The following is an 18,727-nucleotide window of genomic DNA, read 5'->3' on the forward strand; positions in this document are numbered from 1 at the left end:
TTGTACCAAATTTATGCCAGCTTTTGTGAAAAGTTGGCAGGGTTTTCAAACGTTAGTTACATCAAGTGATGCATTTTTTCGAGAATTTTAAAGCTCAATGCTTCTTTTGATTCTAAAGCGAGCGCAAGTTCACCCTCAGGCCAGTACAGGGTAATCGCGTTGTCGTTGCTGTTAAATCCTTGCCCTGCAACCGAAACGTCATTCGCACAGATCATATCGAGGTTTTTCTTTGTCAACTTGCCTCGAGCATAGGTCTCTACATCATTGGTTTCAGCCGCAAAACCGACAGTAAACGGACGCTTCTCCGTCATTGCTGCTACAGATGCAACAATATCAGGATTTTTAACCATATTAATGACCATTTCGTCGTTGTCTTCTGTCTTTTTCAACTTTTGAGACGCGATCGTTTGTGGGCGGTAGTCGGCAACGGCAGCGCAGCTAATAAACGCATCATGCTTGTTTGCTTGTGTCATAACGGCTTCGTGCATCTCTTGTGCACTGGAAACATTGATGCGCTCAACACCTACGGGCGTATTTAAACTGACAGGACCGCTCACGAGGGTGACTTTGGCTCCCATCTGCGCTGCGGCACTCGCCAATGCATAGCCCATTTTCCCGGAGCTATGATTCGTAATGTAACGCACTGGGTCAATCGCTTCGCGAGTTGGGCCTGCGGTGATGAGTATCGACTTACCTTCTAGCAATTTTGGCTGAAAGAACTGTTCACATAGATGCACTAGCTGCATTGGTTCCAGCATTCGACCTGGGCCCACATCGCCACAGGCTTGCTCTCCTGCAGCAGGGCCCCAGATGTGCATACCGCGACGCGCTAATGTTGCGATGTTCTCTTGGGTTGCGATATTGCGATACATTTGTTGATTCATCGCAGGAGAAACTGCAACAGGAGAATCCGTCGCGAGCACAAGCGTGGTAAGCAAATCGTTCCCCATACCTGCAGACATGCGCGCGATTAAGTCCGCAGTCGCTGGCGCTAATAGCACTAAATCTGCCCACTTGGCCAATTCAATATGGCCCATAGAGGCTTCCGCTGCTGGGTCTAATAAGCTGTCCGAGACAGGACGGCCCGAAACTGCTTGCATGGTTAAAGGGGTAATGAACTCTTTTGCTGCTTTCGTCATTACAACTTGAACTTGCGCTCCTCTCTCTATGAGGCGACGGGTTAGCTCCGCACATTTATACGCGGCAATACCGCCACTGATGCCGAGTAGAATTTTCTTTCCTGCTAGTGTTTGCATGTGAGATCTCCAATTTGATGACCGGATTTTAACACAATTCAAAGTCTGACCGCCCGAGCATATATAACGAGAAGATAATTCACATCAAACTCCAGAGTATTAATCTGACCGAGGAAGGGAAAATTCTCGCCTACCTCACAGACAAGTTGCGCGGAGTTTGCAAGTCTGAAAAGAAAAAGAGGTACTGGAAACCATGGTGTTGAAAAGTCGAAACAAGTTGCTGCTGATAACCCTAATTCCGTTGTTGTTGATCACTACGTTGATCTCAGTGGTGTATTACATCAACAGCAGTAAAAGTTTGGAAGCGGAGCTGGCAAGAGACAGGCAAGAGCTCATCGAAACGAAGAAGAAAGAGCTACAAGCCTACATGATGATGGGTGTGACGGCGATAAAACCGTTATACGACACGGATGTAAATGGAAGTAATAAAGAGGCAGCAAAAGAAATTCTGAAAGCCATGCGCTTTGAAAGCGATGGTTACTTTTTTGCCTACGACTCTCAAGGTGTGAATACGTTACATGCCATCAAACCTTCTTTAGAGGGTAAAAACCTTTACGACTTAAAAGATGAAAATGGGGTCGCAGTTATCGCGGGCTTGATTGATGCTTCTCAAAAAGGGGATGGGTTCCTCTATTTCTCGTGGCACAAACCGACCATTGACGCACAAGCGCCTAAGCTAGGCTATGCAGAATATTTATCGAAATGGGACTGGGTTTTAGGCACTGGTGTTTATATTGATGACATCGACCAGCAAGTTGCGATGCACAGAGAGTTAAAGACTCAAGAGCTAAAAGAGCATACGTTATCTGCCGTGTTGATTTCCGTTGTTGGGTTGATCATTACCAGTGTTCTCACCAGTATCGTGGTGTCGAAAGGCATTCAGCCATTACAACATGTCGCGGCGTCATTGAAAGATGTAGCTGCAGGCGGCGGTGACTTAACGGCTCGTTTAAAAGTCGAAAGTCAGGATGAAGTCGGTGAAGTGGCGGCCGCGTTTAATGAGTTTATGGATAAGCTGCACCCACTGATGCAGGATATCCACCGCTCTGCGACGACAGTACAAACCGTTTCTCAAGATTTGAACACTCAGACCAGCCAAGCGAGCGGTCAAATGCAGGACCACTGTTTAGAGACGGACAAAGTCGTGACTGCGGTGACACAAATGAGCATGACAGCCAAAGAAGTAGCCAGCAATACCAATGCGACTGCACAGGCGATTGAGGATGCCAACAGTCAAGTTACCGAAGCTCAGCGTGAAGTGGAACAAGCAATTGAAGGCATTACCGAGCTAGTGAGGGAAATAGATAGTACGTCAGATGCAATTTCTGAGTTGAGTTTACAAACCGAAAAAATAACCAAAGTGCTGGATGTGATTGGCGAGATAGCCGAGCAAACGAATTTGTTGGCCCTAAATGCGGCGATTGAAGCGGCTAGAGCGGGTGAGCAAGGCCGAGGGTTTGCCGTCGTTGCGGATGAAGTTCGCTCGTTAGCTAGTCGTACGCAAAATAGTACTCATGAAATTGGTGACATGCTTAAGCAGCTGCAAAATGGTGTATCAAGAGCGGTCAGTACGATGTCGGTGAGCCAAAAACGAGGTGTAAAAACGGCGGAAGAGTCCGCGCTCATTCAGCAATCTCTTTCTGGTGTTCATCATTCTATCGGTACGATTCGAGATATGGGTATTCAAACCGCGTCTGCCGCCGAAGAGCAAAGTGCGGTTGCAGAAGACATCAACCAAAACTTAGTGGCTATTCAACAGATCGTGAACAACATTAATGAGACGTTGCAGCATGCCGAGTCAATCAGCACGCAGCTATCACAGTCTGGAACAGAAATTCACGGCTTGGTTGGCAACTTTAAACTCTGATGAACTGTTAAGTTGCATTGAAAGCACTGATGGTACGAAGAAAGCGAAAGTCACACTCGACTTTCGCTTTTTGTTTTGTGGAATAGGGGTACTTTCCATATAAAGAGACATCAGATGATACTGAAAGCTATGCCAACTGAGTCCATGCCCAGGGAGAAGCTGCTGCAACGAGGATCGCAAGCATTAACCGATGCTGAGCTACTGGCTATTTTCTTGCGCACAGGCACCCACGGAATGAACGTAATTGAACTTGCAGACTTCCTTATTCAAGACTTTGGTTCGCTAAGACAACTATTTTCAGCATCAGAGCAAGAGTTTTGTCGTCATAAAGGGTTGGGACAAGCCAAGTATGTTCAGTTGCAAGCGGTACTAGAAATGACGCAGCGCTATTTAGCGGAAACGCTGAAGCGTGGTGACGCCTTAACCAGCCCCGACCAAACTAAGTTATATCTGTCTTCTATTTTAAGGGATCGGCAAAGAGAGGCTTTTTATATTCTTTTTCTCGATAACCAGCACCGAGTGATAAAAGATGAAATTTTATTTGAAGGAACGTTGGATGCTGCGTCGGTGTATCCGAGAGAAGTTGTTAAGCGTGCACTGCATCATAACGCGGCGGCTTTGATTTTAGCGCACAATCATCCTTCAGGCGTCGCTGAGCCGAGCCAAGCTGACAGAAGGATTACAAGGCGTCTCACCGACGCATTAGCATTGGTGGATATTCGTATTTTGGACCATTTCGTCATCGGAGATGGGGAAAGTGTCTCTTTTGCTGAAAGAGGCTGGATATAACTGTGCGTTTTTTAGGTTGTTAGTTGCTAAAAATCTGCTATCATCCACGCCACTAAATTTTTAACTGAATTCAGCTTGGACTGCTAAAAAAATCTGCTGTCTAAAAAAAGATCACGAAAACCTGTAAAAAGGATCTGTTCGGGTCTTGAGCAATGCATATCAAGTTAGTATAATGCGCGACCTTTGATAGCCTTGTATGGATTTTCCATAGCGGTTCTTAACCTCTAACTTCTTTTCGAGAGATAGAGAGGTTCGGCCACCAAGGTTGATATCGAGCTGAAACGATTTTGGAGAAGACATTCATGTCACGAGTATGCCAAGTAACTGGTAAGCGTCCAGTAACGGGTAACAACCGTTCACACGCACGAAATGCTACTAAGCGTCGTTTTCTGCCGAACCTACAAACTCATCGTTTCTGGGTAGAGAGCGAAAAACGTTTTGTTAAACTACGTCTATCTGCTAAAGGTATGCGCATCATCGACAAGAAAGGTATTGATACTGTTCTTGCAGACATGCGTGCACGTGGCGAAAACGTTTAAGAGGAAATAAGCAATGGCAAAGAAAGGCGTTCGTGAGAAAATCCGTCTAGTATCTTCTGCAGGTACAGGCCACTTCTACACAACTGATAAGAACAAGCGTAACATGCCAGGCAAATTTGAGATCAAAAAGTTTGATCCAGTAGTTCGCCAGCACGTTATGTACAAAGAAGCAAAAATCAAATAATTGGTTTCAGTCTCTTTGATGAATTGAAAAACCCAACTTTCGAGTTGGGTTTTTTATTACTTGAAGAAAAATGTTCAGTACGTCATCGGATTATAAAGCACTGCTGAAGTCATTTTACTGGTCCGACTCTATACTTGAATTTTTGATTGTTCGCTCTCTGTCGCCTAGTCACCACTTCTCTACACACTTGCACACCGTTGTTCTAGTCAAGATCAATAGTCTTTGGTAGTTTACTCATAACTATAAGAGAGTAGAGATGGTTATGCGTGTGAGTCCGGCTCGTCGCCGCCGATGGAACAATATTCTTATTCTGGGCATTATCGCGTTTATAGTGATCTTAAATGCGCCGATGTGGATCAAAACTTACCTATTAACAGACCAAGCAGACCCTTACCCAAATGTACTTCGCTCCGACTATACGGTTGAGTCTTTGTACTATAGTGGCTGGGAGTTCGAACTGCATGATGGACGATGGCAATCCAATATCAAAGTCGATGCACCGATCAGTGAACTTGTATCACGCTGGCAATCATTGGAAGGGACCGAGCTTACCTCGGAACAGTTCGATCATTTAAAACCTAACCTGACGGCACCTGAAACGGTAGAAGTCTGGTATCAAGATCTCGAAGAGCCGCAGCGGGTGACTTTCTTTCGTTTACCTGATTTCTGGCTATTTAAAACCTGGCAAGACAAATGGGTCGCTATCTCCGTCGATGAAAACTACCTTATGCCAGAGTAGAGCCTTTTTGCGCCTATACCCCTAACAAGCTTCCCTATTTATCGTTTTTCTTTTCGATTATGCTAGCAGCGAGAACTATTAGCCGGTGAATTGGAGAATCTAATGCCTGAGTTGCCAGAAGTTGAAGTCAGTCGTATGGGGATTAGCCCCCACATGGTTGGACAAACGATCCAGTCGTTTACTTTTCGAACGCCTAAATTGCGCTGGGATATTCCTATAGAGCTTAAAAAATTGGAAGGGCAGGTGATCCGTGCGATTAGCCGTCGTGCGAAATACTTACTGATTGAGACAAACACGGGTACAGCCATTGTTCACTTGGGCATGTCGGGGTCTTTACGTGTTCTAGATGCCGACTTTCCGCCAGCAAAGCACGATCATGTGGATCTCAAACTAAGCAGTGGAAAAATACTGCGTTATAACGATCCGCGTCGTTTTGGGGCATGGTTATGGTGTGCTCCTGGCGAGTCACATGCTGTACTAGCAAACATGGGGCCTGAGCCATTAACTAAAGAGTTCAATGCGGAATATGTAGCGGAGAAAGCTAAAAATAAGCGTGTTGCCGTCAAGCAGTTCATCATGGACAACAAAGTCGTGGTTGGTGTCGGGAACATCTACGCGAATGAGTCGTTGTTTAAATCTCGAATTCACCCTTCAAGGCCTGCAGGTAAGCTAACTTCTCAAGAGTGGGGGTTACTTGTTGAAAATATCAAAATGACACTTGAGATTGCCATTACGCAAGGTGGGACTACGCTGAAAGACTTTGCGCAAGCCGATGGAAAGCCGGGTTACTTCGCACAAGAGTTATTAGTTTACGGAAAAGCCGGAGAGCCATGCCCAGAATGCGGCGAACGACTTCAAGAGCTAAAAATAGGGCAGCGTAATACCTTCTTTTGTAGTGAGTGTCAGAAGTAAGACGAGCTAATATCGAGCTTAAGTTGTTGTAATCTTGCGCTAGAGCCTCAATAATTCAATCAGTTTCGAATAACTTAGTAAATTATATGAAAGTCATTTATCCGGGCACTTTTGATCCAGTGACTAATGGTCACCTCAATCTAATAGAACGTACTCACGAAATGTTTGATGAGGTTGTGATTGGCGTAGCCGCAAGCCCATCGAAGAACACCATGTTTTCATTGGAAGAGCGCGTTGCACTGATGCAGGACGTTGTAGCGCATTTACCTGGTGTGACGGTAAAGGGGTTCTCTGGGTTATTAGTGGATTTCGCGAGAGATGAGCAAGCTAAGGTTCTTATTCGTGGTTTGCGAACAACGGTAGACTTTGAATACGAGTTTGGACTGACCAACATGTACCGAAAGCTATTACCAGGTATCGAAAGTGTATTTTTGACACCTGAAGAAGAGTTTGCGTTTCTATCGTCGACTATCGTGAGAGAAGTGGCCATTCATGGCGGAAGTATCGATCAGTTCGTTCCCAAGCCAGTAGCCATCGCGATTGGGGAAAAACTGAATGAAAGACAGTAAGTTCCCTTATTATTTCTCAAACGCTCTCTCGATACTTATCCCTCGTTTTTTATATCGAGCACAAGCAAAGCGTTTACTTTCGAATTTAACTGAAGCCGAGAAGCAACTCTGCCTTGAGCGGGTGAACTATTACAACAAGTGTGAAACGCCGTTTTCAGTCGATAGCCGAGAACAAAGTTACGCGACTGTCGATACATTTAAAAAAACGAAAGGTTGGACGTATTTTTTCGATCTTCGACAAGTTGTACGCTATTTCCCTTCCAGTTTTGCGTTTAACTACATCAACGGTGATGTTACACACATTCCCAATGTACCGAGCTTTATAAAAAGCCGCCCTATTTTTGGTAACAACCAAAATTCAGTGGTATTGAAACTTAACCAAGTTCGTCATTTTAAATTTGTTGATGATCCTGTTCGCTATCAAGATAAAAAGGACATGGTCGCTTGGCGTGGTGTGGGCTTTCAGCCTCATCGTCAAAAGGTGATTCATGCGTTCTACAACCATCCGCAATGCAACATTGGCCAGACCCGCCCGGTAGAAGGGCAGCCTTGGGAAAAAGGCTTTATGAGCATTGAGGAGCAACTTCAATACAAGTTCTTGTTGTGTATAGAAGGCAATGATGTGGCCACCAACCTTAAGTGGGCTATGTCGTCTAACTCCTTGGTTATTATGTCAAAGCCAAAATATGAGACTTGGTTTATGGAAGGTAAGTTAGAGGCTGGTGTCCACTATGTTGAAGTGAAGGATGACTATTCGGATTTGCCCGAAAAGATGGACTATTATCTAGCGAATGAGCAAGAAGCATTAGCGATCATTGAAAATGCGCACCAGTGGGTTGAGCAGTTCAAAGATAAACGTAAAGAGCGTTTGATCTCATTGATGGTTGCCGATAAGTACTTCGCTTTATCTCAGCAACAATAAAAAAGGGGCGAAACGCCCCTTTTTATAATCTTAAGCTTCTAGAAATTGATCAACACCATTCTCACAGCGTTTAAGCTTGTTTTTAATGGTGTTCTCTAAAATCTCGTCATTTTGTCCGAGTGACGCACGAGAGTTTTCTACGTGGTACAAGTGGTAGCCTACACCTGCGAATTTTAGGTAAAGACGTGACTTACCCGCATTCAACATGCGATGAACAAACTCGCTGTCTTCGCGTCCCCATCCAACAAAATCTTGGTTGAAGCCATTCACCTCGATGACATCTTGTCGCCAAAACGCCATGTTGCAACCGCGAGTGGCTTTATCGTTATTGCGCTCGTAAGAGAACCATTTCGATAGCAAAGCGTTGGTGATGCAGTTTTTACGATTGCGAATGCCTTTGCTGAAGATAGAAGGTACTAAGCCGTTTTCCATGATGGCCTTGCTGCAGTTTTCATCCGTTAACACACGTCCACCCTGTACAAACCAATTTGGCTTTGCGACTTGCTTATGTGATTCAATAAACGTTTGAGACAATACCATGTCGCCATCAATCATGATGAGGTAGTCACCTGATGCTTTTGCGATAGCACGGTTGCGGCTCATCGAAAGTTGAAAGCCATTATCTTCGTGCCAGCTATGGATAAGTGGCACGGGAAAGCCGTCACGAAGTTGGTCGATCATTGCTTTGGTATCGTCTCGAGAACCGTCATCTGCAACAATGACTTCATCAGGCAAAACGGTTTGACGTTTCACGCTTTCTAACACCGCTTTTAATGCTTCTTTCCAGTTGTAAGTGGTGATAATTAAAGTCGTTTTCATGATTTTTTTGCCTGTTCACGTAAGTAGAGATCGATATATTTTACAAAAGTAGAGTGCATGCTTAGCCAAGCTAGAATGAAACCATGTTTGCCATCAAGGAAGCCTCGTTTGAGAACATACATCTTCAAAAAGCTAGCAAGAGCGTGAACAATTGCAGTGGTTAAGCCGGATTTCTTTTTACCTTCACGTTCATCCGTCCAGGCCTTGAGGTAGCCAGTGGTTTTATTGATGTAATGATGAAGGTGCTCGTAAGTGTAGTGATGCAGTCGACCATCCAGTTTTTCAGTTTGATAGTTTTTCTCATCAACTTTTTCATGAACGAGCGAATCATTATATTGCGTATATTCGGTGCGATATAAGCGCACAATCCAGTCTGGAGACCAACCAGAATGGTAGATGAACTTACCAAACGCTGAGCTTAGTCGGTTAAGCTTGTATAAAACGTTCGGCTTATTGGCTGATACCGCGTGTAAGATACTTTCTTTTAGCTCTGGAGTGACTTGTTCGTCTGCATCAAGCCATAAAACGTAGTCTGCCGTAACGTATTGCTGCGCAAGTTGGCGCTGTTTACCGAATCCTGGCCAATCTAGGTTGGTGTAAAACTTATCTGTGTATTGTCGGGCGATTTCTTCGGTACGATCAGTGCTGCCCGAATCTAGAAGGACAATCTCATCGACCCAATCTTTTACTGTGTCTAGACAAGCTTGTAAGTGCTTCTCTTCATTTTTTACAATTAAGGCAACGGCTAAGGTTGGTTTGGACAAGGTCATTTCCTTCTTAACAAATCAAGACAGTAAGTTTACTGGTATTGAGGATACAAATCTTCTAAGACTTGATCGAACATGCTCATTACTTGAGTGTTAGTAATGCGGTTCATTGCCGTTTCATCTTTAGCGCGAGTTCGCCAGCTTAACTCGTGACTGTTTTTGCCTGTTTCCGCAAAGATCGTTTCTTCATACACTGAGACAACGTATTTTAGATAACGGTAAGGTCCTACTCGCAGCGGATTATGGTGTGCATAGAGCCCGATGATTGGCGTTTTCATTGCATTCGCCATGTGTGCTGGTCCGGTATCGGGGGCGATGACCATTTCAACCTTATCTATTAACGCAAGCATTTGCAGAATTGAACTTTGTCCAACTAAATTTAGACACGGTTCTTCCAAGCGAGATTGAATGGTCTCTGCCAGGTCCAATTCTACCTGAGCAGGGCTGCCTGCCAGAATCACGTTCCAGCCTTTTGCTCTGGCGTGATGAATCACATCCACATAACCTTCCGCGTTCCAGTTTTTATAAGCTTTGCTCGCACCAGGCACAATCAGCAGGTTAGGTTTACTACGAGAAATATGAGACTCTGCCCAAGCTTGGTCGTGGTCTGAATAAGAAAGTACCCAGTCCAGTTCTGCCTTTGGTACCCCAATTTGATGGGCAAAGGCCATTAAGCCATCTGCGACATGCAGAGATTGCGGGGAAGGCACTTTGACATTGGTAAATAGCGTCTGAAAATCTTGGCTTCTATCAGAAGAGAAACCAAGTTTGTATTTTGCTTTAATGCCCAACGTCGCGACACTCGCTCGAATCGCGTACTGCATATGCAATAGCGCATCAAACTCTCTGCCTTTCAGCTGTCGCCAAAGCGATTTGTAGCCATCGAGTCCTGCTTTTTTATCAAAAACAATCACTTCTACGCCATCAATGGCGGCTAATAACTGGGCTTCAAGTTTACCCGTTATCCAAGTAATCTGGGTCGAGGGCCAGTGTTTCTGAATAGCTTGAACGGTGGCGATGGTATTGCAAACGTCTCCAATAGCGGACAAACGCAAGATGCATAATGACGATGGGGCAGAAGTGAACATAATTATTGTCTGATTCGATGAATAGAAGCAGGTAAATTATGCAGACATCCCCAATAAATGTAAAATACACGGCTCGAATATAGCTAAGTACTGATAAGTGTTCTGCAATGTCAAAGATAACACCGCATCAATCGCAAGAATCTGGCAAGCCGGGTAATACCGGGCTAAAGCGCATCGTTAAAGCGACGGGTTATTCGATCCAAGGATTAAAAGCGGCTTTTAAGCATGAAGCCGCCATTCGACAAGAGTTGGCTCTGTTGAGTTTCGCTGTGATTTTGGCTTGGCTAGTGGATGTCGGCATGGTTGAGCGTATCTTAATGATCGGGGTCGTGGTGTTAGTCTTGATTGTAGAGCTTGTGAATTCAGCTATTGAGGCTGTGGTTGATCGTATCGGTATTGAGCGGCATGAACTCAGTGGTCGAGCTAAAGACATAGGCTCTGCTGCCGTTATGGTTGCATTGGCGTTCGCCGGATTTACTTGGTTGTATATATTAACCAGCCGATATTTAGGCTAGGGGGTAAGCGCGTGACTCAACAGTATCAAAACAACAACCAAATGATCTGGTTTGATGACGAGATCGTTACAGACCCTAGCCAACCGATATTTGATGCGGAATACTGGCAGTCCTTAGACAAGGTGGTTGGCAGTGCGACGGGGCGAGGCACGACATGGTTTATTCAACTAGAGAACATGCAAGTAGCACTGCGTCATTACCGTCGTGGCGGTTTGTTTGGGAAGTTGGTTAACGATCATTATTGGTTCTCTGGCTGGGATAACACCCGTTGTGCGCAAGAGTTTCAGCTTTTGTTGGCGCTAATCGAGGCTGAGGTGCACGTTCCTCGTCCAATTGCAGCAAGAGCCGTAAAGTCAGGGCTCTTCTATCAAGCTGATTTATTAAGTGAGCGAATCCCAAACGCCAGAGATCTGGTCAGTATCTTGCAAGAACAATCCTTATCCGCAGAAATATATCAGAAAATAGGGCAAGAAATTGCCAAGATGCACAACGCTGGCGTTAATCACACTGACCTGAATATCCACAATATCTTGATCGACGACAAAGATAAGGTATGGATTATCGATTTTGATAAGTGCCGTTTTGAAACTTCTGGTGACTGGAAGCACCAAAATCTAAATAGACTTCTGCGTTCATTTAATAAAGAGCTTTCTCGTAAGAGTATTAATTGGAACGAGAAGGATTTTAAATTTTTGAAAGAATACTATGATATATATTCTGATAAAAATTAAATGTAGGAGTATAGTTGATCAAGTAATTAACTATACTCCTTAATTCTATTTACTATTAGAACAAACGGTTATATTAGGGAGGCCAAAAAGCCACTTATTGTAATAAGAGGTGTTTTTACCATAGGAATTATCAAAGAGATGTATATTCTTTCCTAATAAGCATGAAAAAATCAGTCCGTGTAGTCTATCAGTATGAACTTCATTATGCATATGAAAGTAATTCTCTGAACGAAATACTATCTCTTTTGATAGTCTATACCAAAGGTCATTAGCTTTCTTTTGTTTAAATTTCCACTTTTCTAGCGATGAATACTTTTTCTTGATATTAATATCTGAAATTGAAATAAGGTCATCCCAGTCAAAACCTTTTTTTTGTAGTCTCAAGTCATTATTTTGTGACTCAATATCTTTTCTAATCAGATTTAAAATTCGTCGTTGTTGAGGAAGTTCATCACAAAGTTCTTCTTTTTCGATCATCGGATGAAGACTATGAGCCATATCAGGAAGCAAATGATAGTTATTCGTGAATTTTTTCGATATTTCGTAACTTCTTTCATCGCGAGTAATAAAGTGGAAATCTTTATGTTTAGAAAAAAGTTTGGCGCTAGCCTCCTCATTTGATATATCTTCAAAAAAAATTGTTTGTGGAAGACATATAATTCTTTTGGTAGGGAATTTAGATATGATATTTTCTCTTAGATTTTGGTGAACTTTATAAAGATCTCCAAAGTTACCGCCACCGTGTAAAACTATGACATCAGCTTCTTTAATCTTCTTAAAATCTAAGTTTTCACAACCACTACGATATATAACGTTAATATCATGTTCTTTAAAAAATTCTTCCGTTCCAAGGTATATAAGAAGATCCCCAACATTAAAATGTATCGGTATGTCTATATAAGCAATAGACTTTCCGTTTATCAGAGATGCAATAAGGTTATGCTGAGATTTTGCGCTATCCATAATCTCAAGCCACTTGTTTTCTCTTCTACTTCTACTCATAGCTCCTCCGGCTATATGAAACGATAATTAACCACTAAACACTTTGTATATTTTCATTTTTATTCTGAATAAAAATGAATCACTAATGTTGTACATTGACTTTATATGTTTTTCATATTTTTCATATGGTATTGATTCATTTTTTAGCTTTCTTAAATATTTAATGGCTGTTTTGTAAAAACTATACTTGAGTTTGTTACTGCCTTTCATAGTAGAATATGCAGAGTCAATGATTTTCACAAAATTATTTTGGTAATTAACATCATTAACTTTACTATTCATGATAGAATTTTTTCTAATTCTATAAAATATGATATTGTCACAGATAGAGTAGATTCTTAATTTTTTAGTAAATACCTGCCAATAAAACTCTTCATCTTCATGAATTAATCCGGGTACGAACCATATGTTGTCAAGCACTTCTTTTCGATACAATTTATTCCAAACTACGAACTCTAGGGAGAAAAATTTTTTGTCTAAATCTAATTTTCCTGTAATTCTTCTCTTTCTATAGTCTTCATATCTTTTATCTTCTTGATAAAACTTAGTTACTCTTCCTGAAACAATATCGTATCCAGTAGAATGCAACAATAATTTTTCAATTGCATCTTTTTCTAACCAGTCGTCTGAGTCTAGAAAAAACAAAAAATCTCCACGAGAGTTTTTTATCCCTGTATTCCTCGCTGCTGATAGCCCTTGGTTAGTTTGCTCTATGACTTTTATTCGAGGATCCTCATCTCGATATTGCTTAGCAATGTTTATGCTATTATCTTGAGAACCATCAATAATAGCAATTATTTCTATATTTCTATATGTTTGTTGTACAACGGAATCTAGACATTCAGGTAAATACTCTTCTACATTATATATAGGAACTATAATACTGACTAATGGATTGTTATTACTCATTTTTTATTCTCAAGGTTATATAGAAAATCAGAAAGTTGCTCGTATAACCTAAATATTTCTATATAGAGCTTATTCCATGCGGTGATACCAGATTTATCTTTTCGAGAACTGCCAATTGTTGATGGAATATCGGCTCTTTTGACAATATCTGGCCTTAAAACATACGTGGATACACCATGTTTATACGGTTTTTCCATGTAGTCATCTACAGGTTCTATAAACTGAGTTGCGTTTTTTATGAATTTGGAAGCTGCATGTGGAGTTAGAATATATCCCATAATACCGCATGTGCGTTTGTTGAAGCGTACAATATTAAGTTTGTTATTAACTGAAGATATAACTTTAAATGATTTAGGCTTGGTTGCAGCAAGTTTTAGAAAGTCGTATTGTTCCGCTAATGTGTCGAAATGTGAAAACACGTCAAAAAACTCAGGTAATAAGTCGCAGTTATCTTCTAGAACCAGTATTGGTTCGTTTACCTCCAAGCACTTTTCCCAGGCTAGGTGGTGACTAGAGAAGCAAGCAATTTCGTTCTCAACTAGCCTATAGCCAAATCGTTTTCGAGTAAGGTCATCATTGCTACGTTCAGAGTATAGAAAGTCTGGCGCAGAGGAATCTATCGCTTCTATAAATTCGAATGGTATGTTGGCTTTGTTGAGTGCATTTTCCATGCGAACTCTTCTATCAACTGAGCGTTTCAAGTTAATAACAAAAACTTTCATTTTATACTCTCAATACATCTAATTGTCTTAGTTAGCGCACCAACATTATCTTTGACAAAGTTAAGGAGGTTTTCTTGAACTACACTTTTTGCTAACGCATCTTGAAACATAGCTTCAACCTTTAGACTCATCTCGTTAGGTGACTCAATCAGTTTGATAACTTTCTTATGAAGCATTTTCGCAACCAGATCTTGGAAGTTGTAATAGCTTGGTCCCGTGATTACAGGTACTCCCAGTGCTGCGGGCTCTAAAACATTGTGCCCACCAACCTTATCTCCAACTAGGCTACCCCCCATAAAGCAGATGTCCGCTGCACCCATCAAAGTTAGCATCTCACCCATTGTATCGCCGAGATAGACTTGAGTATTTGTCTCTACTGCATGCATTGAAGTACGGCGAACAGTGCTAAAGCCTTGCTGTTGGCAAAGCGTGAATACATCATCAAATCGTTCTGGATGGCGAGGAACCAAAACGAGTAAAGCATTTGGATGAGACTTTAAAACTTGTTTATGTGCATCTAATACCTGTTCGTCCTCGCCTTTGTGGGTGCTAGCTGCAATCCAAATCGGACGATCGTTTCCAAGCTGAGCACGAAGCTGCTGTCCTTGCTGTTTCACTTGCTCTGATATTTGAATATCAAACTTAATAGAGCCAGTTACGGCTAATTTGTCTTTATCAACACCCAGTCGTTCAAACCGGTTTGCGTCTGACTCCGTCTGACAAAGGATTTGAGCTAGGCATGGCAACATAACGTTAAACAAAGGTTGAACTTTGGTGTAGTTACAGCATGATTTTTCAGATAGGCGCGCATTCACGACAGTTATAGGGATACCCGCTTTGTGAACATTGTGAAGCGTGTTTGGCCACAGCTCAGTCTCAATGATCAACATCTGTTTTGGTTGTACTGCTTTAAGAAAACCTTTGATAGCGAACCCAAAGTCAATTGGCATATAGCGGTGTTCAACTAAATCACCCAACTTAGCAATCTGTTCAGCTCCCGTACTCGTTGTTGTAGTAACTAGAATAGATTGTTCGGGGTTTTGTTCCTTAAGGGCTTTGATTAAAGGTGTTGCTGCTATGCTTTCACCAACAGATACGGCATGTATCCAAATAGGTTTGTCGTTGCTTTTTAGCTTGGGAGTTATGCCGAAGTGCTCTTTCCAGCGAGAGCCGAACTTAGGCTTATTTGGTTTGCTCTTGTACAAACCAAATAAAAGCAGCGGTGACGCGAGAGCGAGCAGTAAGGTATAAATAATACGAACTAACATGAGCTTATCGTAATGGCGTCAAGTTTTTGGATACTATCTAGCACTTGCTTAGGCGAAAGTTCTGTCAAGCACTTAAGGTGTTTGTATTGACATTCACGCTGGAAACAAGGGCGACAATCAATATCGGTATGAACAATCTCCACTTTTTCTGCGAGTGGGGGGGTGTACTTCGGTGAAGTTGAGCCATACACGGCAACAACATTACAACCAACCGCAGCAGCCACATGCATTAAGCCTGAGTCATTCGCGACAACAGTCTTGCATGCAGCAAGTAGATCGACCGCTTCAATTAAGCTGGTTTGGCCGGCTAGAACATGAATGTTCTCATGGAATTGCGTCGGGACAAGTGCGCGGATATTGTTACAAGTCTCTAAGTCTTTTTGAGAACCAAACAACCAGATTTGATGCCCAGATCGAGCCATTTGCGTCGCAACTTCAGCGTAGTGTGTTTCGGGCCATTTTTTGGCAGGACCAAACTCTGCTCCTGGGCACAGTCCAATCATTGGTTGGTCTTGGGCTAAGCTGAACTTTTTGATCGTGGCTAGTTGCTCAGCCGCGTTGATTGCAAGGCGTGGGCGGGGCAAGGTTTCAAGCCCGCCAAGGGAGTTGGAGTCCACCATCTCTGCTTTTGGATAAGCTAATGCTACATAGCGTTCTACCATGTATTGAAAAGACTTCATGTTGGGGCGTAAGTCATTCAATAAACCATAGCGCATTTCTCCCTTCCAGCCAGTACGAAGAGGAATGTTGGCAAACCATGGGATCAGTGCTGATTTCGCCGATTTAGGCAAGATATAGGCGTGGTCATATTGCTTTTCACGTAATGATTTACCAATTTCCCTGCGGCCTAATAAGTTAAATTCACCATGACCGATAGGCATTTCAATCGCTTGGTGGATTTCAGGCATACGCTCAAGAATCGGTTTACACCATCCTGGAGCGATAACGTCAATTTGGCTATCTGGATGACGTTGCTTTAATACGATATATAACGATTGCGACATTACCATATCGCCGACCCACGCAGGGCCAATAATTAAAATCTTTTTCATTTATTTACTTGCCAATCAGTATCATATCTAGGCTTAAAGATATTGTAATAGTTATTGCCGTCTTCTTGAGAGTGCAGCAACTGCAGTACCCACATATATTGTTCGGGCTTATCACCGACAAAATATTCAATGGCTTCATTACAGGTACGAGCGTCTTGCTCTTCGCCTTTATCCAGCTCAAACGCCGGTAAAATCTCAATATCAAACGTACCGTCTTCTGTGTTCATCGACGCAAATAGAGGCAATACTTTTGAGCGTGATAGTTTTGCAATTTTGCCTAAACCAGGTAGCGTTGCTTTACGTGTGGCAAAAAAATCGACAAATACACTATGCTCTGGGCCGTGATCTTGATCGGGTAGATAATACCCTACATAGCCATCTCGAATGGATTTCAGAAAAGGCTTAATGCCACCTGAGCGTTCATAAACACGGCCACCGTATTGAACTCTTTGCTTGTGCATCAGCCAGTCGGCAACATCATTCTTTTGCTTTTTCGCCATTGCAGAAACTGGCATTCCCATTGAAGCGAGCAAGATAGCAGGCACATCAATAGCCCAAGAGTGGGGAACCATTAAAATCACATTTTCGTTGTTATCAATGTGCTGTCGTAAAATGTCTAGGCCGCGAATTTGGCAACGGTTCTGAAGCCACTTTGGTGAGCGTAAACTTAGTAACCCGAAGCGAAAAAAGAACATGGCTGCTGTGTAGAGTGTTTTTTCTATTAAAGCTTCACGTTCTTGGAACGACTTTTCTGGAAAACACAGCTCAAAGTTAACCCTCGCTCGGTGAGCTGGCCCTTTGTGGGATCTCGACAGTTTTTTGGCTATGGTTTTCGCCAACCACTTTTGTAAACCCAGTGGCATTAATGATAAAGGTAAAAATAAGAGAACACCTAACCACGTGCCCCAGTACTTAGGCGACAGGAAGTGGCGCTTAAACTCAGGGTTATATGCTTTATGGTCGAAGTCATCACGTTTTATGGTCATGGCGTGTCTAGTTACCTATTCGTGTACTGGCGAAGTGGTTTAAATGAGAAAAAAGATATTAAGGAATGATACAGGCTATTGCACTTGAGTAAAGGTGGCAGGTTATGGTTCTGCCACCTTGTGGTGCTTAACGGTTTTGGATAGTTAAGTATTCGGCAACGCCTTCTGCAACCGTCTTGAACTCAACATCACAGCCTGCGGCGCGCAGTTTGGTCAGATCGGCTTGTGTGAATTCTTGGTAAGCGCCTTTTAGATGCTCAGGGAATGGGATGGTTTCAATTTGGCCTTTGCCATGATGCTTGATAACCGCTTTTGCTACCTCTTCAAAAGATTCAGCATGGCCAGTACCGCAGTTAAAAATGCCTGATACGCCGTTTTCTAAGAACCATAGGTTCACTTTGCATACATCACCAACGTAAACGAAGTCGCGTTTGAATGATTCGCTGCCCGCGAACAATTTAGGATTTTCACCTGCGTTAAGTTGGTTGTTTAGGTGGAACGCAACTGATGCCATGCTACCTTTGTGGTCTTCACGTGGGCCATATACGTTGAAGTAGCGGAAGCCGGTGATTTGAGAAAGGGTCTCACCATGTTCTTCAGCGTCTTGCCATAGGCGACGAACGTAGTTATCAAACTGCTGTTTCGAGTAACCGTATACATTCAGTGCGCCTTCGTATTCGCGTTCTTCAACGAAAGTATCTGTATCGCCGTAAGTGGCTGCTGAAGAAGCGTATAGGAATGGAATCTCGCGATCTAAACAGTAATGAAGCAGCTCTTTAGAGTACTCGTAGTTGTTTAGCATCATGTACTTACCATCCCACTCAGTCGTTGCAGAGCAAGCACCTTCGTGGAAAATTGCCTCAATCGGACCAAAATCATCGCCTGCCATAATTTGGGTCAGAAAGTCGTCACGATCCATGTAATCTGTGATGTCCAGATCAACTAAGTTCTTAAACTTTTTGCCATTTTTTAGGTTGTCGACAACCAGGATATCGTTAATACCAGCTTCGTTTAGTGCTTTAACAATGTTGCTGCCGATCATGCCAGCGCCACCAGTTACGATGATCATAGAACTTCCACCATAGATTAAA

At 42.7% G+C, this 18,727-nt stretch carries 21 protein-coding genes; 10 read left to right on the plus strand and 11 right to left on the minus strand.

Features of this window, described 5'->3' with window-relative positions; translation table 11 throughout:
- Nucleotides 1-56: 56 nt before the first annotated feature.
- The gene (gene coaBC / locus CBX98_RS04980; protein ID WP_086046440.1) at nt 57-1,256 is read right to left on the minus strand and encodes a bifunctional phosphopantothenoylcysteine decarboxylase/phosphopantothenate--cysteine ligase CoaBC; all 1,200 of its coding nucleotides are present in this window, start codon (nt 1,254-1,256) and stop codon (nt 57-59) included.
- Nucleotides 1,257-1,449: 193 nt separating this feature from the next.
- Here coaBC and CBX98_RS04985 point away from each other — a divergent pair, with 193 nt between their 5' ends.
- From CBX98_RS04985 to CBX98_RS05020, 8 genes are all read left to right on the plus strand, one after another.
- Entirely contained in the window at nt 1,450-3,123 is a 1,674-nt protein-coding gene (locus tag CBX98_RS04985) for a methyl-accepting chemotaxis protein (protein ID WP_109168693.1), read from the plus strand.
- A 114-nt stretch (nt 3,124-3,237) separates the two neighbouring features.
- On the plus strand, nt 3,238-3,912 hold the full coding sequence (gene radC, locus CBX98_RS04990) for a DNA repair protein RadC (protein WP_046874107.1): 675 nt from the start codon (nt 3,238-3,240) through the stop codon (nt 3,910-3,912).
- A gap of 302 nt (nt 3,913-4,214) precedes the next feature.
- Nucleotides 4,215-4,451 (plus strand): 50S ribosomal protein L28, encoded by a 237-nt coding sequence (gene rpmB / locus CBX98_RS04995; RefSeq protein ID WP_005384783.1) that lies wholly within the window; start codon nt 4,215-4,217, stop codon nt 4,449-4,451.
- A gap of 13 nt (nt 4,452-4,464) precedes the next feature.
- Nucleotides 4,465-4,635, plus strand: a complete 171-nt coding sequence (rpmG, locus tag CBX98_RS05000; RefSeq protein ID WP_004410866.1) for a 50S ribosomal protein L33 — start codon at nt 4,465-4,467, stop codon at nt 4,633-4,635.
- A gap of 262 nt (nt 4,636-4,897) precedes the next feature.
- Nucleotides 4,898-5,374: a hypothetical protein gene (locus CBX98_RS05005; RefSeq protein WP_170902458.1), complete on the plus strand. Its 477-nt coding sequence runs from the start codon at nt 4,898-4,900 to the stop codon at nt 5,372-5,374.
- 102 nt (nt 5,375-5,476) lie between these two features.
- Complete coding sequence (mutM, locus tag CBX98_RS05010; RefSeq protein WP_109168695.1) at nt 5,477-6,286, plus strand: bifunctional DNA-formamidopyrimidine glycosylase/DNA-(apurinic or apyrimidinic site) lyase; 810 nt, start codon at nt 5,477-5,479, stop codon at nt 6,284-6,286.
- Between the two features lie 86 nt (nt 6,287-6,372).
- A complete protein-coding gene (gene coaD, locus CBX98_RS05015) occupies nt 6,373-6,855 on the plus strand; it encodes a pantetheine-phosphate adenylyltransferase (protein ID WP_005395788.1) in 483 nt (160 codons plus the stop codon).
- Nucleotides 6,842-7,777, plus strand: coding sequence for a glycosyl transferase family 90 (locus tag CBX98_RS05020; RefSeq protein ID WP_109168696.1), 936 nt, complete (start codon nt 6,842-6,844; stop codon nt 7,775-7,777). Before coaD ends, CBX98_RS05020 begins: the two co-directional genes overlap by 14 nt.
- A gap of 30 nt (nt 7,778-7,807) precedes the next feature.
- Here CBX98_RS05020 and CBX98_RS05025 read toward each other — a convergent pair whose 3' ends face one another.
- Genes CBX98_RS05025 through CBX98_RS05035 form a run of 3 tightly spaced genes read right to left on the minus strand, consistent with a single transcriptional unit; the run spans nt 7,808 to nt 10,451 of the window.
- The gene (locus CBX98_RS05025) at nt 7,808-8,596 is read right to left on the minus strand and encodes a glycosyltransferase family 2 protein (protein WP_053808663.1); all 789 of its coding nucleotides are present in this window, start codon (nt 8,594-8,596) and stop codon (nt 7,808-7,810) included.
- Entirely contained in the window at nt 8,593-9,360 is a 768-nt protein-coding gene (locus CBX98_RS05030) for a glycosyltransferase family 2 protein (RefSeq protein ID WP_054867810.1), read from the minus strand. The genes CBX98_RS05025 and CBX98_RS05030 overlap by 4 nt, the downstream gene beginning before the upstream one ends.
- Nucleotides 9,361-9,395: 35 nt before the next feature.
- The gene (locus tag CBX98_RS05035; RefSeq protein WP_109168697.1) at nt 9,396-10,451 is read right to left on the minus strand and encodes a glycosyltransferase family 9 protein; all 1,056 of its coding nucleotides are present in this window, start codon (nt 10,449-10,451) and stop codon (nt 9,396-9,398) included.
- A gap of 107 nt (nt 10,452-10,558) precedes the next feature.
- Here CBX98_RS05035 and CBX98_RS05040 point away from each other — a divergent pair, with 107 nt between their 5' ends.
- Nucleotides 10,559-10,966 carry a diacylglycerol kinase gene (locus CBX98_RS05040; RefSeq protein WP_074191922.1) on the plus strand — a complete coding sequence of 136 codons (408 nt, stop codon included), beginning with the start codon at nt 10,559-10,561 and terminating at the stop codon, nt 10,964-10,966.
- Between the two features lie 11 nt (nt 10,967-10,977).
- On the plus strand, nt 10,978-11,697 hold the full coding sequence (locus tag CBX98_RS05045; RefSeq protein ID WP_109168698.1) for a 3-deoxy-D-manno-octulosonic acid kinase: 720 nt from the start codon (nt 10,978-10,980) through the stop codon (nt 11,695-11,697).
- A gap of 45 nt (nt 11,698-11,742) precedes the next feature.
- On the opposite strand, the gene CBX98_RS05050 is transcribed toward CBX98_RS05045, so the two are convergent.
- From CBX98_RS05050 to rfaD, 7 genes are all read right to left on the minus strand, one after another.
- Nucleotides 11,743-12,699: a polysaccharide pyruvyl transferase family protein gene (locus CBX98_RS05050; RefSeq protein ID WP_053807583.1), complete on the minus strand. Its 957-nt coding sequence runs from the start codon at nt 12,697-12,699 to the stop codon at nt 11,743-11,745.
- Between the two features lie 27 nt (nt 12,700-12,726).
- Nucleotides 12,727-13,608, minus strand: a complete 882-nt coding sequence (locus tag CBX98_RS05055; RefSeq protein WP_053807582.1) for a glycosyltransferase — start codon at nt 13,606-13,608, stop codon at nt 12,727-12,729.
- Complete coding sequence (locus CBX98_RS05060) at nt 13,605-14,330, minus strand: glycosyltransferase family 25 protein (protein WP_109168699.1); 726 nt, start codon at nt 14,328-14,330, stop codon at nt 13,605-13,607. The genes CBX98_RS05055 and CBX98_RS05060 overlap by 4 nt, the downstream gene beginning before the upstream one ends.
- Nucleotides 14,327-15,598, minus strand: a complete 1,272-nt coding sequence (gene waaA, locus CBX98_RS05065) for a lipid IV(A) 3-deoxy-D-manno-octulosonic acid transferase (RefSeq protein ID WP_109168700.1) — start codon at nt 15,596-15,598, stop codon at nt 14,327-14,329. The genes CBX98_RS05060 and waaA overlap by 4 nt, the downstream gene beginning before the upstream one ends.
- On the minus strand, nt 15,592-16,650 hold the full coding sequence (gene waaF / locus CBX98_RS05070) for a lipopolysaccharide heptosyltransferase II (RefSeq protein ID WP_109168701.1): 1,059 nt from the start codon (nt 16,648-16,650) through the stop codon (nt 15,592-15,594). The genes waaA and waaF overlap by 7 nt, the downstream gene beginning before the upstream one ends.
- Nucleotides 16,647-17,636, minus strand: a complete 990-nt coding sequence (gene lpxM / locus CBX98_RS05075; protein WP_109168702.1) for a lauroyl-Kdo(2)-lipid IV(A) myristoyltransferase — start codon at nt 17,634-17,636, stop codon at nt 16,647-16,649. The genes waaF and lpxM overlap by 4 nt, the downstream gene beginning before the upstream one ends.
- Before the next feature lie 127 nt (nt 17,637-17,763).
- The gene (gene rfaD / locus CBX98_RS05080; RefSeq protein ID WP_109168703.1) at nt 17,764-18,705 is read right to left on the minus strand and encodes an ADP-glyceromanno-heptose 6-epimerase; all 942 of its coding nucleotides are present in this window, start codon (nt 18,703-18,705) and stop codon (nt 17,764-17,766) included.
- Between the last annotated feature and the right edge of the window lie 22 nt (nt 18,706-18,727).

It is taken from the genome of Vibrio sp. T9 (assembly GCF_003123985.1).
Taxonomy (GTDB): domain Bacteria; phylum Pseudomonadota; class Gammaproteobacteria; order Enterobacterales; family Vibrionaceae; genus Vibrio; species Vibrio diabolicus.

Excerpts from the sequence above, each read along its gene's own strand:
- rpmB (WP_005384783.1), top strand. The coding sequence starts at position 4,215 with ATGTCACGAGTATGCCAAGTAACTGGTAAGCGTCCAGTAACGGGTAAC.
- CBX98_RS05025 (WP_053808663.1), bottom strand. The coding sequence starts at position 8,596 with ATGAAAACGACTTTAATTATCACCACTTACAACTGGAAAGAAGCATTA.
- CBX98_RS05040 (WP_074191922.1), top strand. The coding sequence starts at position 10,559 with ATGTCAAAGATAACACCGCATCAATCGCAAGAATCTGGCAAGCCGGGT.
- CBX98_RS05050 (WP_053807583.1), bottom strand. The coding sequence starts at position 12,699 with ATGAGTAGAAGTAGAAGAGAAAACAAGTGGCTTGAGATTATGGATAGC.
- CBX98_RS05035 (WP_109168697.1), bottom strand. The coding sequence starts at position 10,451 with ATGTTCACTTCTGCCCCATCGTCATTATGCATCTTGCGTTTGTCCGCT.
- waaF (WP_109168701.1), bottom strand. The coding sequence starts at position 16,650 with ATGAAAAAGATTTTAATTATTGGCCCTGCGTGGGTCGGCGATATGGTA.
- CBX98_RS05060 (WP_109168699.1), bottom strand. The coding sequence starts at position 14,330 with ATGAAAGTTTTTGTTATTAACTTGAAACGCTCAGTTGATAGAAGAGTT.
- CBX98_RS05020 (WP_109168696.1), top strand. The coding sequence starts at position 6,842 with ATGAAAGACAGTAAGTTCCCTTATTATTTCTCAAACGCTCTCTCGATA.
- CBX98_RS05055 (WP_053807582.1), bottom strand. The coding sequence starts at position 13,608 with ATGAGTAATAACAATCCATTAGTCAGTATTATAGTTCCTATATATAAT.
- rpmG (WP_004410866.1), top strand. The coding sequence starts at position 4,465 with ATGGCAAAGAAAGGCGTTCGTGAGAAAATCCGTCTAGTATCTTCTGCA.
- CBX98_RS05005 (WP_170902458.1), top strand. The coding sequence starts at position 4,898 with ATGCGTGTGAGTCCGGCTCGTCGCCGCCGATGGAACAATATTCTTATT.
- coaD (WP_005395788.1), top strand. The coding sequence starts at position 6,373 with ATGAAAGTCATTTATCCGGGCACTTTTGATCCAGTGACTAATGGTCAC.
- CBX98_RS04985 (WP_109168693.1), top strand. The coding sequence starts at position 1,450 with ATGGTGTTGAAAAGTCGAAACAAGTTGCTGCTGATAACCCTAATTCCG.
- radC (WP_046874107.1), top strand. The coding sequence starts at position 3,238 with ATGATACTGAAAGCTATGCCAACTGAGTCCATGCCCAGGGAGAAGCTG.
- coaBC (WP_086046440.1), bottom strand. The coding sequence starts at position 1,256 with ATGCAAACACTAGCAGGAAAGAAAATTCTACTCGGCATCAGTGGCGGT.
- lpxM (WP_109168702.1), bottom strand. The coding sequence starts at position 17,636 with ATGACCATAAAACGTGATGACTTCGACCATAAAGCATATAACCCTGAG.
- waaA (WP_109168700.1), bottom strand. The coding sequence starts at position 15,598 with ATGTTAGTTCGTATTATTTATACCTTACTGCTCGCTCTCGCGTCACCG.
- rfaD (WP_109168703.1), bottom strand. The coding sequence starts at position 18,705 with ATGATCATCGTAACTGGTGGCGCTGGCATGATCGGCAGCAACATTGTT.
- mutM (WP_109168695.1), top strand. The coding sequence starts at position 5,477 with ATGCCTGAGTTGCCAGAAGTTGAAGTCAGTCGTATGGGGATTAGCCCC.